The following is a 13,317-nucleotide window of genomic DNA, read 5'->3' as shown; positions in this document are numbered from 1 at the left end:
GGGCAGAGGGCGCGTCAGTCGCGGATGACGGCCATGGGCGAGAGCAGTGCCGCCACGCTCGGCGCGCCCTCCAGGCCCTGGACGGCGGCCACGGTCGCCTGGGCGGCGGTCGATCCGACGAGCGGGTCGGTCAGCGCCCGGAACTTCGTGACCAGCCGGTCCCACTGACCGTCCAGGTCGCGCTTGGCGATGCCGACATCCTCGCGCTCGCGCAGCACCAGGCCGCCGGCCAGATGGACGATGACCTCGGCCTCGTTGGCGCCGAGACCGTCGACGCCGTCGACCCTCACCTTGTCGCGCATCGCGACGACCGGGGCGACCTGCGTCGCTTCGTCCTCGTAGGAGCCGAGTGCGCCCGTCGCACGGCCGGCGAGCGCCAACCCCACATTGTAGCGGAGGCTGAACTTGCCCTCGAGGCCGGTGGTGGGGGCGGGGATGTTGCACATCTTCAGGCAGCGATGGTCGACGCGGACCTCGACCTTCTCGACCTTGGAGGCGTCGAAGGACGGGTTGGCCGCGACCTTGCGGGACGCCTCGATCGGCGCGTGGGTGCCGTAGCAGGCAGGGTGGTACTTGAAGAGCACATCCGGCAGGTGCCAGGTCGCGCCGAGACCTTCGAGGCCGGCGGCGGCGTCGAGCCCGTCCGACTGGGTGTCGGCGATGCCCTGGACACACTCCAGCACGTCGGCGCGGCTGGTGAAGCCGCGCGCCGCGAGGCTGGCGGCGAGCAGGCCGTTCTGGGCCGCCTTGCCGGCGTGCAGCGGCTTGCACATGGTGCCGAACATCGACTTGAGGCCGGCAGACTGCGTGGCAGCGATGCCCATGGCGGTCGCCATGCGGTCGGCATCGAAGCCGAGCAGGCGGCCGCAGGCCACCGCGGCGCCGATGGTGCCGAGCGTCGCGGTGGAGTGGAAGCCGCGCGCATAGTGGCTCTCGGTCATCATGCGGCCGATGCGCGCTTCGGTCTCGACGCCGGCGGCGAAGGCCTGGATGATGTCGCGGCCGGTGGCGCCGCGGCGTTCGGCCAGCGCCAGCAGCGCCGGCAGCACGGGGGCCGTCGGATGGCCCATGAAGGCGCGCAGCACGTCATCGAAATCGAGGGCATGGCCGGCCGCACCGTTGACGAGGGCGGCTTGGCTCATGCTGGCGCGACGGTCCCAGCCGATGATGCCGGCCTGGGCGTTGCCGCCCTGGTCCTCGACCTCCTCGACCAGCATGCCGACCAGCGGATCGTGCGATCCGGCGAGCGTGACGCCCAGCCAGTCGAGGATGCAATGCTTCGCCACCGCGAGGGCGGGCGCGGGCAGGTCCTTGTAGCGCAGCGATGCGGCGAACGCGGCGAGGGCACGGGTCGGCGCCTCGACGGCCGACTGCTGTTCCTGTCTGGCTTCCATGGCTTCCTCCGATCCTGCAGCTTGTTGTACGGACTTTGCCACGGGGCGCGCGCGCGGTCGAGGACCGTGCCGCGCGGGCGCACGCCCGACAGGAAGCGTCAGAAGCGCGTGGACAGCCAGATGGCGAGGCGGGAGCCGGCCTTGATGCCGGCGGAGAGCAGTTCGTAGCCGGGGGCCTGCTCGGCCTCGTGCGCGAGGCCGATGTCGCGATGCTCTAGCTCCTCGCGGCGGAAATCTTCCAACTCGGCGCGGAGGTCCGCCTCGTCTTCGCCGAGGCGGGCGATCTGATCGGCATAATGCTCGTCGATCGCCTCCTCGACCGCGACGGTGCAGGCCATCGCCGCGCGCTCGCCCATCAGCGCCGTGGCGGCGCCGAGCGCGAAGCCGGCGACGTGCCAGATCGGCTGGAGCACCGTCGGGCGGACCCGGCGCGTGACGATGTGGCGCTCGAAGGCCGCGCGGTGGCGGCGTTCCTGCTCCGCCATGTGTCGGAGGACGGTGCCGTGCCGCCCCTCGCCGAGCACGGCGATCTGCCCCTCGTAGATACGCACCGCGCCGTATTCGCCGGCATGGTCGACGCGCAGGATCCGCTCGATCGTCTGGCGCGGCGTCGGGTCGCCGGGCAGTCTGTCCTCGCCGGTTACCGCCGGCCGGCGCGGACCCTTCGGTTCGTCCTCCGGTATGGTGCCTGTCGGCATGTCGCTGCTCATCTTCCGCCCGTCGGCTTCGAAAGCGCCGAGGCGAACGATAGGGCGGCGAGGCCGAGGGACAACAGGAAATTCCAGCCGGCCATCGAGATGCCGAAGAGCGACCAGGCGATCTCGTCGCAGCGCACGACGGGCTGCTGCAGGAGGGCGGCGCGCAACTCCTCGACCGTGCGGGCCTGGGGCAGGTTGCCGCCGCAGGATTGCAGCCCCTGCCACCAGTGCTGCTCCACCCCGACATGGAAGGCGGCCACGGCCGCACCCGCCAGGAAGACGAGGCCGGCCAGCGCGAGCAGGGCGCGGCGGGCCGCTCGCCTCACCGCGGCGGCGGCCAGGCCCAGCACGATGGTCGCGACATAGGGCCAGCGCTGCCAGATGCAGAGCTCGCAGGGGCTGAGGCCGCCGACATACTGGGAGGCGAGGGCGGATCCGAGGATGACCGCGCTGGCGAGGGCCAGGACGAGCGGGGCGAGGCGACCGTTCAGCATGGATGGCATCCCGCTAGAGGACGAGGCGCAGGACCACGAAACCGCCGACCAGCAGAACGAAGAAGGCCGTGGTGAGCAGCGCCAGATTGCCCTCGATGAACCGGCGCAGCGGCGGGCCGAACTGCCACAGCAGCGCCGCCACCAGGAAGAAGCGGGCGCCGCGGGAGACGAGCGACGCGATCCCGAACTCGGTCAGGTCGAGGCCGGTCACGCCGCTGGCGATCGTGATGACCTTGTAGGGGAAGGGCGTGAAGCCGGCGCCGCCGACGATCCAGATGCCCCACTCGTTGTAGAGGGCGGCGAACTCCCGGAACTTCTCGGTGTAGCCGTAGAAGTCGAGGATCGGCCGACCCAGCCCTTCGAAGAAGACCGAGCCGATGGCGTAGCCGGCGAAGCCGCCGAGGACCGACGCCGCCGTCGCCACCCCGGCGATGATCCAGGCCCGGTCGCGCGCCGCGAGCACCATCGGAATGAGCAGGACGTCCGGCGGGATCGGGAAGACCGAACTTTCGATGAAGGAAATGAGCGCCAGCGCGAGCAGAGCGTGGCGATGTGCCGACAACGCGATGGTGCGGTCGTAGAGCTTCTGCAGCACGCGGGACGAGCCTCCGGAGGGAAGGCCCATGTAACAACCGGCACTGCCGGCGGCAAGCGAGCCGGGCATGCGCATCGGGAGGAAGCTAGAAGGTGAACGAGACCGAAAGCGAACCGAAGGTGTCGGTTTTCTCCTGATCGTCATACTCCTTCGTGCGGAGCACGTGGGTGTAGGCGATGCGGATGCCGTCGATCACAATCGCGACGCCGGCCTGAAGGTCGGCGACGAAGGTCTTGCGGTCGACGCTGGGCCCGTCCTCGAAGCTGTTGCCGTCGAGGAAGATGTTACGGGCGACGGCACGGCCCTCGGCGCCGAGAAAGACGTACCACGCGGTCCCGGACCGGGCATCGACGAAGCCGCTCCCGGCGACGCCGGGGCGCACCCGCGGCGGGCCGTAGTCGACGTCGAGGCCCTGTCCGATGCGGATCGTGCCGCCGGCGGCACCGTAGGTGAGGACGTTGCCGAGTGCCACGCCAGCGTGCGGCGCCAGGTCGAGGTCGAGGCCGCCGATGGCATCAGGCAGGATGTTCCGCCAGACCCGGTCGTAGGACAGGATCAGTCCAGGCTCGTCGTTGAGCTGATGGTCCCAGCCCTCGGGAACGCGCGCGCCGGTGAGCTCGTGCACCGCCTTCTGCGTCTGTTCGGCGAGGGAGGACGGCCCGACGATGCCTGCCGTCACCTCCAGCCGGTCGAGCGCGTCGCCATGGTCGGCGAGCACGCCGGCCGAGGCGTAGAGCCAGCCGGCATAGGGCCGGTCGGTCGGCAGCGGATCCGAGCGGAAGCGGTTCAGCGGCGTGAAGATGCTCTGGCCGAGCGCGAGTTCGCCCCGCACCTCCGGCGCCGCGCCGGGCAGCGCCTTGCCGATCCGGTCCGCCCAGTCGGGTACGCCGCCGGCCGGAGTCGTCCAGGAGAAGCGCACGCCGTTGGTGTAGTGGCGGTCGGTGCCGGCGATCTCGTCGTTCTCGATCAGGGCGCCGAAGGTGCCGACCTCGCCACCGACCTTGCCACCGGGCGCGTGGCCACAGGCCGTCAATAGCACGGCGCAGGCAACGGCCGCCGTGCCGCGCCGCCGGCAGCTGCGCTGATGATCCCCCCTCCACATGCGGTCACTCTAGCAGGCGCCGGGCGTCCGGCAAGCGGGATGCCGCAAGCCGGGGCCGCGGCATTTCCTCGCGCAGATCGGCCGGGCGGGGGTGCGTATCGGGGCGCCGCCGGCCTGGGCTATGCTGGCCCGAGCGAGAGGTTCAGGAGGGGTCCCCCATGCGTGGAGTCGTGTTCAAGGGTGATCGGCAGGTCGAGGTCATGGACTTTCCGGACCCGACGCCGGGCCCGCGCGAGGTCGTGCTGGCGATCAAGGCGTCGGGCATGTGCGGGACGGACCTGAAATACTACCGCCCGCCGCCGGGGGGATATGCCGGGGCCACGGCGAAGCGCGCCGACGGCCCGATCATCGCCGGGCACGAGCCCTGCGGCGTGGTGGTGGCGGTCGGCAGCGGCGTCACCGAGCGCGAGGCGCGCATCGGCGACCGCGTCATGGACCACCATTACGAAGGCTGCGGCGGCTGCAAGCACTGCCGCGCCGGCTGGGCGCAGATGTGCCTGGACGGGACGATCGTCTACGGCTCGGGCGGGCACGGCGCGCACGCCGACTATATGAAGGTCGCGGTGTCGACGCTGGTGCCGCTGCCCGAGGAACTGTCGTTCGAGGTGGGGGCCGCGATCTCCTGCGGCACCGGCACGGCCTATGGCGCGCTGCAGCGGCTCGACCTGCGCGGCGACCAGACGATCGCAATCTTCGGCCAGGGGCCGGTCGGCCTGTCGGCGACGCAGCTCGCGGTCGCCATGGGCGCGCGCGTGATCGCGCTCGACATCTCGGCCGAGCGGCTGGCGATGGCGAAGGCGTTCGGCGCCGACGTGACGATCGATCCGGGCAAGGACGACGCCGTGGCGGCGATCCGCGAGCTGACGCACGGCGAGGGCGCGCACAAGACGCTCGACTGTTCCTCCTCGGCCGAAGCGCGCGCGGCGGCGGTGCGCGCCACGCGCTCCTGGGGGACGGCCTGCTATGTCGGCGAGGGTGGGCAGGTGACGCTCGACGTCAGCCCCGACCTGCTGCGCCGGCAGATCACGCTGATCGGGTCCTGGACCTTCTCCAACGTCGGCCAGGCCGAGTGCGCGCGCTTCGTCGCCGACCGCAAGATACCGGTCGAGAAGCTGTTCACCGATCGCTGGAACCTGGACCAGGCCGACGAGGCCTATCGGCGCTTCGACACGCAGACGACGGGCAAGGGCGTCTTCCTGTTCTGAGCGGTCCGGTGACGACCCCTACGACGCCCCCTGCAGGCGAACCGAGCGGCCGCAGCATCCTGCCGGCGGCCCTGGCGGGCTTGTCGGCGACGCTGATCGGCAACGGCATCGCGCGCTTCGCCTACACGCCGCTGATCCCGGCGCTGATCGCCGCGGGGTGGTTCGCGCCGGCCGAGGCGGTCTATCTGGCGGCGGCGAACCTCGCGGGCTACCTGCTGGGCGCACTCGGCGCGCGGCGGGCCGCGATGGCGGTGGGCGGCACGCGCGCCATGCAGTGGGCGATGCTGGCGACGGTGGCCAGCCTCGCCGCCTGCGCCTGGCCGCTGGGGTTCGGCTGGTACCTGTTCTGGCGGCTGCTGGCCGGCGTCACCGGCGGCGTCCTCATGGTGCTGGCGGCGCCGACCGTGCTGGCCGGGGTGCCGCCGGCGCTGCGCGGCCGGACGACCGGCATCGTCTTCACCGGCGTCGGCACCGGCATCGCCGCGGCGGGCACCATCGTGCCGATGCTGGCGCGCCAGGGACTGACGGTCGTATGGCTGGCGCTGGCGCTGGTCGCCGCGCTGCTGACGCTCTACGCGTGGCGGGCGCTGCCGCGCGACGTGCCGCCGCCGGCCGGACAGGCACCGGCGGGCGCGCGGGTCGGGCTGCCGCTGGCGCTGCTGCTCGCCTCCTACGGCCTCGATGCCGCGGGCTTCGTGCCGCACACCGTGTTCTGGGTGGACTATATCGCGCGCGGTCTCGGCCAGGGGCTGGAGGTGGGCGGCGGCTACTGGATCCTGTTCGGCTTCGGCGCAGCCGTCGGGCCGTTCCTGATGGGGCTGCTCGCCGAGCGCATCGGATTCGGGCGGAGCTACATCCTGGCCATGGCGGTGAAGGGCGGCGGGGTGGCGCTGCCGCTGGTGTCGACGTCGGCGGTGGCGCTTTCGGCGTCGTCGCTGATCGTCGGCGCGCTGATCTCCGGAACGACGACGCTGTGCTCGGGGTGGGTGCTGGAGCGGGTCGGCGTGGCGCATCACCGGCAGGTCTGGGGCTGGATGACGAGCGCCTTCGCCGTCACCCAGGCGGGCGGTGCCTATGGCTGCTCGCTGCTGTTCGCCGCGACGCACTCCTATACGCTTCTGTTCGTGCTGGGCACGGCGGCGCTGGCGGCCGGTGCGCTCCTGGCGGCCCTCTCGTCGCCGGGGCGATACGCCGCCAGCGACGACCCGGCATAGGAGCCCGGCCATATCGAAAGCCCTGATCGTCGCCCTGACGGCGATGTTCCTCCAGCAGGCCTGCGCCACGATGGGCCGGGCGACGGTGCCGATCATCGCGCCCGCCATCGTCGGCGACCTGGGCGTCGACCCGGCCTTCGTCGGCCTGTTCGTCGGCACGGCGGCGGTCGCCGGGCTGCTGACCACCCTGGGCTGCAGCGGCTTCATCCTGCGCTACGGCGCGATCCGGATGACGCAGGTCGGGATGACGGCGCTGGCCCTGGGGCTGGCGGCGGCGGCCAGCGGGCTGCTGCCGCTGTTCGCCGTCGGGGCGCTGGCGGTGGGACTGGGCTCCGCGGTCTCGACCCCGTCCAGTTCGCACCTGCTCGTCCGCTACGCGACGCCGCGCCAGGGGCCGCTCGTCTTCTCGATCAAGCAGACCGGCGTGCCGCTGGGCTTGATGCTGTCGGGGGTGCTGGCGCCGTTCCTGGTGGTCGTCGTCGGCTGGCAGGGCAGCCTGCTGGCGATGGCGGCGATCTGCCTCGCGGTCGGCGTGCCGATGCAGGCGCTGCGCGCCCGCTACGACGACGACCGCAACCCGGCGCAGCCGCTGTCGCTGCTCGACGTCAGGACGACGGTGCGCGACGTGCTGGCCCGGGCGGACCTGCGGATGCTGGGCATGGCGGCGTTCAGCTTCGTCGGATTGCAGTCGGTGTTCTCGGCCTTCCTGGTGCTCTACCTCGTCGAGGGCCTGGGCTACGGGCTGGCCGAGGCGGGCACCGTCTTCTCGGTGGCGATGGCGGGTGCGGTGCCCGCCCGCATCATGTGGGGCTGGATCGCCGGGCGGTTCGTCGAGGCGCGCCGCCTGCTGGCGATCCTGGGCGTGCTGATGTGCGGTGCCGCCCTCCTGACGGCGTTCCTGTCGGCGGCGTGGCCGATCGGCGCGGTGATGGCGGTCGCCGTCATGCTGAGCGGTACGGCGGTGAGCTGGCACGGGGTGCTGATCGCCGAGGTCGCGCGCCTCGCGCCGCCGGGCCGCGTCGGCGGCATGACGGGCGGCGTACTGGCGTTCGGCGACGCGGCGGCGCTGGTCCTGCCGTTGGTGTTCAGCGGCCTCCTGGTCGCGACGGGCAGCTATGCGGCCGGCTTCGCGATGGCCGCACTGCCGCCGCTCGCCACGGCGGTGTACCTGACGGTTCGGGGAAAGGCGGCGGCTGACCTGCCGTCGCGCGGTTGCTAGGTTGAGGCGATGAGAGAGATGGATATGGAAGCCGCGGCGGCGATCCGGGCGGAACTGGCGGTGCGGCTCGCGGGGTTCGAGCGCGCCGCCCCACCCCTGCATGCGCTGAAGCCGGCGGCGGTCGCGATCACGGTGACCGTCGAGCCGGAGGGCCTGTCGTTCCTCCTGACGCGCCGGTCGCGCGGGCTGCGCAACCATTCCGGCCAGTGGGCCCTGCCGGGCGGGCGGCAGGACGAGGGCGAGACGGAGATCGAGGCGGCGCTGCGCGAACTCGACGAGGAACTCGGCCTGCGTCTGGATTCGGCCGAGGTGCTCGCGACGCTCGACGACTATCAGACGCGGTCGGGCTATGCGGTCACCCCCATCGTCGTCTGGGGCGGGATATCGCCGGCGCTGACGCCGAACCCGGCGGAGGTCGCGTCGGTCCACCGCATCACGCTGGCGGAACTCGACCAGCCCGGCTCACCCGAATTCGTCACGATCGCCGAGAGCGACCGCCCGGTGGTGCGCATGCTGATCGGCGGCGACAAGGTGCACGCGCCGACCGCCGCCATGCTCTACCAGTTCCGCGAGGCGGCGATGCGCGGGCGGACGGTGCGCGTCGCGGAACTGGAGCAGCCGGTGTGGGCCTGGCGGTGAACGCCGCCCGTAACGCGGTCGGGGCCGCCGGGGTCAATGCCCGGCGGGAAGCTCGGCCAGCTCGATCAGGATGTTGCCGGTCGATTCGGGGTTGAGGAAGGCGATGCGGCTGCCGCCGTGGCCGTTGCGCGGCGTCTCGTCGATCAGCTTGACGCCCTTCTCCTTCAGCTCGGCGATGGCGCCGTCGATGTCCTCGACCTCGAAGCAGAGGTGATAGAGGCTCTGGCCCTTCTCGCTCATCCACTTCGCGACACCGGATTCCGGGCCGGCCGCCTGCAGCAGTTCGATATAGGTCTCGCCGACCGGGAACATGGCGAGCTTCGTCGCGCCGATCTGCTCCTCGTATTCCATCTCCAGCCCGAGCGTGTGCTGGAGCATGCGCATGGACTCCTGCATGTCGTCGACGGCGATGGCGATGTGTTCGACGCGCTTGATCTTCATCTGGCTGCACTCCGGCTGCATGGGCGGGGATCACGTTACCGTTACGGAACGGCGGCGACAATCTGGCCCCCGGAGTGATCCACGTTACACGTGTCGCGTGAAGTATCCCGGTACATGAAAAAGTAATGGCGCGGGCGACGATTTGGGGATTAACCTTGATCTAGTAGCCGGCGCGCACGGCGGGAGACGCACATGACGTGCGGAGGACCCGGTACCCCACTCGCGGGGAGCGAGCGTATCGTGACGAAGGGGCAGCGGTCCGGGCGTGGACCGCTCCGCTCCCTGCAATCGAAGGTCTGGCATCGGCCGGCCTCGCGCCGAATCCCGACCCTTGGAAAGAGCTCCTCGCGCATCCGCGGCGGGGCACCAAGGCGGCTTTTTTCAGATCGGTCCTTTTCCTGCGGCGGGTTTTCTCTTCGAGGAGACTGAGTCCATGCCTGTCAAGCCGACCTACCCCGGTGTTTACATCGAGGAAATCCCGAGCGGCGTGCGCACGATTACCGGCGTCGCAACGTCCATCGCCGCCTTCGTCGGCAACTTCCCGAAGGGATTGCAGAACGAGGCCGTGCACATCTTCAGCATGGCGGATTTCGAGCGCGCCTATGGCGGGATCGACCGCGACAGTCCCGCCAGCTACGCCATCCAGCAGTTCTTCCTGAACGGCGGCGGCGAAGCGCACGTGATCCGCGTCGCGCACGACGGATCGGGCGGCGGCACCGCGGCGGCGGCGGCCAGCGTCGTGCTGACATCGCAGCCCGCGGGTGCCGGCGATCAGATCGTCCGGGTGCGCGCCGGCCGCCGGATCCGCGGCGCCAGTGCCGCCGATCCGGGCGCATGGGGCAACTTCCTGCGCGTCGAGGTCGACTACGACACGACCAATCCGGCCGCACTCTTCAACCTGACGGTCTCGGAGGTGCGCGTCGAGGGTGACCGGACGTCGGTCCTCCAGACGGAAACCTTCCGCAACCTGACGATGGCACCGAACACGCCGAACAACGCCGTCGAGGTGGTGAACCAGGGGTCCGGGCTGGTGCAGCTCGACCGGGCGGGCCTCACCGCGCTGCCGGCGCCGTTCGTCGACACGTTCCGGCCGGCGGCGACGGGTACGCTGGGCGGCGCGCTGCCGACGCCCGTGGCCATTCCGGCCGATCTGGCCGCGTTCAACGTCACCGTCACCGGCGTGCCCACCGTCAACGGCGCGCTGCAGTATGGCGGCGCGGCGCCGACGACCTATGCGGGCCTGCGCGCTTTCGTCGAGCAGGCGATCCGCCGGGCGGCGGCCGACGCCTCGGTGCCCGACGCACAGAAGCCGCTGCTCGCCGGTGCGACGGTCCAGCTCCTGGGTGCGGGCACGGCGGCCAACCCCCACCGCTTCGTCGTACGGACGGGCAGGGCGGCACGGCCTTTCGCCCCCGCCACGACCATCACCTTCGCCGGTGCGGGCGCCACGGGCGTGCGGCTGGCCGGCGCCACCGCGGTGCCGAACGTGCAGCAGTATCCGGCCGTCGGCGGCGCCGACGGGACGCTGCCGCTGCCCGCCGGCGTCATCCAGGGCACGCGCGCCGCCAAGACCGGGATCTTCGCGCTGGAGGATGTCGACCTGTTCAACATCCTCTGCATTCCGGAAGCGGCCGACATGACGAACGCCGGCGACATGCGGGCGATCTACAGCCAGGCCGAGGCCTATTGCGAGGAACGGCGGGCGATGGTGATCGTCGACATACCCGCGACGGTGGCGACGCTCGACCAGATGCAGACCTGGCTCAGCGACAACGAATCGCTCCGGCATCCGAACGCGGCGGTGTATTTCCCGCGCACGCTCATTCCCGACGCGGCCAACCAGAACAGGCCGCGCAGCCTCGCCGCGTGCGGCACGATCGCCGGCCTGTGGGCCCGCACCGACGCGCAGCGCGGGGTGTGGAAGGCGCCCGCCGGCACCGATGCGCGGCTGCGCAACGTGCAGAGCCTGGCATACCTGCTGACCGACATGGAGAACGGCGTCCTCAACCAGGTCGGCGTGAACTGCCTGCGCACCTTCCCGGTCTACAGCAGCATCTGCTGGGGCGCGCGCACCCTGGAGGGGGCCGACCTGATCGCGTCGGACTGGAAATACATCCCGGTGCGGCGCACGACCCTGTTCATCGAGGAGTCGCTCTATCGCGGCACGAAATGGGCGGTGTTCGAGCCGAACGACGAACCGCTCTGGGCACAGATCAGGCTGAACCTGGGCGCCTTCATGCAGGATCTCTTCCGCAAGGGCGCCTTCCAGGGGTCCAGCCCGCGCGACGCCTATTTCGTGAAGTGCGACGGCGAGACGACGACGCAGAACGACATCAACAACGGCATCGTCAACATCGAGGTGGGCTTCGCGCCGCTCAAGCCGGCCGAGTTCGTGATCATCAAGATCCGGCAGATCGCCGGCCAGATCGAGACGTGAGGAGGTCGGGATCATGGCCCAGTTCACCGTCAACACGCGCCGCTTCGACCCTTACAAGAACTTCAAGTTCCGCCTGAAATGGGACGGCCGCTACATCGCGGGCATCAGCAAGGTTTCCTCGCTGAAGCGCTCGACCGAGGTGGTCGAGCACCGCGAGGGCGGCGACCCGTCCACCGGCCGCAAGTCGCCGGGACGGACGAAGTACGAGCCGATCACCCTGGAGCGCGGCGTCACCCACGACATCGATTTCGAGCAGTGGGCGAATAAGGTGTGGAACTTCGGCGCCGGCGGCGGTTCCGAGGTCTCGCTCGCCGACTTCCGCAAGGACCTGATCCTCGACGTGTTCAACGAGGCCGGCCAGAAGGTGCTGGCGTACCAGATCTACCGCTGCTGGGTCTCGGAGTATCAGGCCCTGCCCGACATGGACGCCAATGCCAACGCCGTCGCGATCCAGACGCTGAAGCTGGAGAACGAGGGCTGGGAGCGCGACCTGTCGGTGACCGAGCCGAGCGAGCCGAGCTTCAACAACCCCGAATAGGCGCGCCATGACCGTCTGGTCGAGCGTTCCTCTCCCGCACGGGCTGTGGCGGGACGGCGTGCGGCACGGCGACGCCGCACTCCGTCCGGTCACCGGCGCCGACGAACTCTTCCTCCTGGAGGAGGCGGCGGTCCTGTCGAAGGCGGCGCGCGTCACCGGGCTGCTGGCGCGCTGCGTCGGCCGGATCGGCGACATCGCCGACCCGTCCCCGGCGGATGTCCGCGCCCTCAGCGTCGGCGACCGCGAGGCGCTGCTGCTGCACCTGCGGCGGGTATCGTTCGGGTCGCGGATCGACTGCGTCGCGAACTGCCCGGCCGACGGGTGCGGCGAGCCGATGGACCTGAGCTTCGAGGTGGCCGACCTGCTGGTGCCCTCGGTGCAGGAGCAGGCGGTGCAGGAGCAGGCGGGCGGGCAGGTCGGGGAAACGGCGGTGGCGGAGGTGGCGCAGGCCGGGGCCGACTGGCGCGTCGCCTACCGTGCGCCGGCGGGTGCCGACCAGGAGGCGGTCGCGGCACTCGCCCGCACCGACCCCGCGGCGGCGGCCCGCACGCTGCTCGACCGCTGCGTGGTGTCGGTCGCAGATGCGCAGGGCGTGCCGGTACCGCGCGACACGGCGCTGCCGGCGCTGGAGCGGCTGCTGCCGGAGCTGATGAGCCGCCGCGACCCGCAGGCCGAGATTCGCCTGTCGCTCGACTGCCCCGCCTGCGGCCACTGGTTCGAGATCCTGTTCGACACGGCGGACTTTCTCGTCGCGGAACTGGCCGCGCGCGGCCGGTCGATCTTCGACGAGGTGCACCTGATCGCGCGGCACTATCACTGGGCCGAGGCGGAGATCCTGTCGCTGTCGGCCGGGCGGCGGCGGCGCTACCTGTCGCTGATCTTCGGCGATCTCTCGGCGGAGGGCAGGACATGAGCGACTTCCTGCTGAACGTCGCCCGCCGCGCCGCCGGCGTTGCGCCCGTCGCGGCTTCGATCAAGCCGGCGGCGGCGCCTGCGCTCGACGCGTGGGCGGGGCCGGAGGCGCTGGAGGAGGGCGTCGAGGAGACGCCGGCTCCCTTGCCTCCTGCCGAGCCGGCCGGCGAGACGGTGCCGCCGAGCCCGCCGCAGCGGGTCGCGGAGACGCCGGTGCGAGGGTCGGCGGAGGCGGTGCCGGTCGTGCCGCGCCCGAACACGGCGGCCGAGCCTGCGGGTCTGGAGCGATCCGTTCGCGTCGAACACGTGCATGTGGAGACACCGCGTGCCGTCGAGGGCGCGGCGACGGGCGCGGTGGCCGGGGGCGCGGGCGTCTCGCCCGCAGTGCGTCCGGCGGTGCGGGCGGGCGGGCGGGACGCCCGCGCCCCC

Annotated in this window: 13 protein-coding genes and 1 pseudogene; 8 read left to right on the top strand and 6 right to left on the bottom strand. The window is 71.4% G+C overall.

What is annotated here, in order from left to right; translation table 11 throughout:
* Positions 1-14: 14 nt before the first annotated feature.
* The 5 genes from ABIE65_RS18665 to ABIE65_RS18645 form a co-directional block, all read right to left on the bottom strand.
* The gene (locus tag ABIE65_RS18665; protein ID WP_354079813.1) at positions 15-1,394 is read right to left on the bottom strand and encodes an MmgE/PrpD family protein; all 1,380 of its coding nucleotides are present in this window, start codon (positions 1,392-1,394) and stop codon (positions 15-17) included.
* A 98-nt stretch (positions 1,395-1,492) separates the two neighbouring features.
* The gene (locus ABIE65_RS18660) at positions 1,493-2,092 is read right to left on the bottom strand and encodes a demethoxyubiquinone hydroxylase family protein (protein ID WP_354079812.1); all 600 of its coding nucleotides are present in this window, start codon (positions 2,090-2,092) and stop codon (positions 1,493-1,495) included.
* 8 nt (positions 2,093-2,100) lie between these two features.
* Positions 2,101-2,586 carry a disulfide bond formation protein B gene (locus tag ABIE65_RS18655; protein WP_354079810.1) on the bottom strand — a complete coding sequence of 162 codons (486 nt, stop codon included), beginning with the start codon at positions 2,584-2,586 and terminating at the stop codon, positions 2,101-2,103.
* Between the two features lie 13 nt (positions 2,587-2,599).
* Complete coding sequence (locus ABIE65_RS18650) at positions 2,600-3,181, bottom strand: YqaA family protein (RefSeq protein WP_354079809.1); 582 nt, start codon at positions 3,179-3,181, stop codon at positions 2,600-2,602.
* Positions 3,182-3,266: 85 nt separating this feature from the next.
* Entirely contained in the window at positions 3,267-4,283 is a 1,017-nt protein-coding gene (locus tag ABIE65_RS18645) for a lipid A deacylase LpxR family protein (RefSeq protein WP_354079808.1), read from the bottom strand.
* Between the two features lie 158 nt (positions 4,284-4,441).
* Between ABIE65_RS18645 and ABIE65_RS18640 the strand changes: the two genes are divergently transcribed.
* Genes ABIE65_RS18640 through ABIE65_RS18625 form a run of 4 tightly spaced genes read left to right on the top strand, consistent with a single transcriptional unit; the run spans position 4,442 to position 8,560 of the window.
* Complete coding sequence (locus ABIE65_RS18640) at positions 4,442-5,488, top strand: zinc-dependent alcohol dehydrogenase family protein (protein ID WP_354079807.1); 1,047 nt, start codon at positions 4,442-4,444, stop codon at positions 5,486-5,488.
* A gap of 8 nt (positions 5,489-5,496) precedes the next feature.
* Positions 5,497-6,702, top strand: coding sequence for a YbfB/YjiJ family MFS transporter (locus tag ABIE65_RS18635; protein ID WP_354079805.1), 1,206 nt, complete (start codon positions 5,497-5,499; stop codon positions 6,700-6,702).
* A gap of 43 nt (positions 6,703-6,745) precedes the next feature.
* On the top strand, positions 6,746-7,921 hold the full coding sequence (locus ABIE65_RS18630; RefSeq protein WP_354079803.1) for an MFS transporter: 1,176 nt from the start codon (positions 6,746-6,748) through the stop codon (positions 7,919-7,921).
* A gap of 9 nt (positions 7,922-7,930) precedes the next feature.
* Complete coding sequence (locus ABIE65_RS18625; RefSeq protein WP_354079802.1) at positions 7,931-8,560, top strand: NUDIX hydrolase; 630 nt, start codon at positions 7,931-7,933, stop codon at positions 8,558-8,560.
* Positions 8,561-8,593: 33 nt separating this feature from the next.
* Here ABIE65_RS18625 and mce read toward each other — a convergent pair whose 3' ends face one another.
* Positions 8,594-9,001 carry a methylmalonyl-CoA epimerase gene (mce, locus tag ABIE65_RS18620; RefSeq protein WP_354079801.1) on the bottom strand — a complete coding sequence of 136 codons (408 nt, stop codon included), beginning with the start codon at positions 8,999-9,001 and terminating at the stop codon, positions 8,594-8,596.
* A gap of 433 nt (positions 9,002-9,434) precedes the next feature.
* On the opposite strand from mce, the gene ABIE65_RS18615 reads away from it, so the two are divergent.
* The 4 genes and pseudogenes from ABIE65_RS18615 to ABIE65_RS18600 form a co-directional block, all read left to right on the top strand.
* Entirely contained in the window at positions 9,435-11,438 is a 2,004-nt protein-coding gene (locus ABIE65_RS18615; RefSeq protein WP_354079800.1) for a phage tail sheath C-terminal domain-containing protein, read from the top strand.
* Between the two features lie 13 nt (positions 11,439-11,451).
* Positions 11,452-11,976 carry a phage tail protein gene (locus ABIE65_RS18610; RefSeq protein WP_354079798.1) on the top strand — a complete coding sequence of 175 codons (525 nt, stop codon included), beginning with the start codon at positions 11,452-11,454 and terminating at the stop codon, positions 11,974-11,976.
* A gap of 7 nt (positions 11,977-11,983) precedes the next feature.
* Positions 11,984-12,889, top strand: coding sequence for a T4 family baseplate hub assembly chaperone (locus tag ABIE65_RS18605; RefSeq protein WP_354079797.1), 906 nt, complete (start codon positions 11,984-11,986; stop codon positions 12,887-12,889).
* Positions 12,886-13,317, top strand: a pseudogene (locus tag ABIE65_RS18600) (hypothetical protein); the annotation flags it as partial. The gene ABIE65_RS18605 and the pseudogene ABIE65_RS18600, both read left to right, overlap by 4 nt.

This window comes from Constrictibacter sp. MBR-5 (assembly GCF_040549485.1).
GTDB lineage: Bacteria > Pseudomonadota > Alphaproteobacteria > JAJUGE01 > JAJUGE01 > Constrictibacter.
The sequence above is the reverse complement of the archived record's forward strand: the minus strand, read 5'-3'. Positions and strand labels throughout refer to the sequence as shown.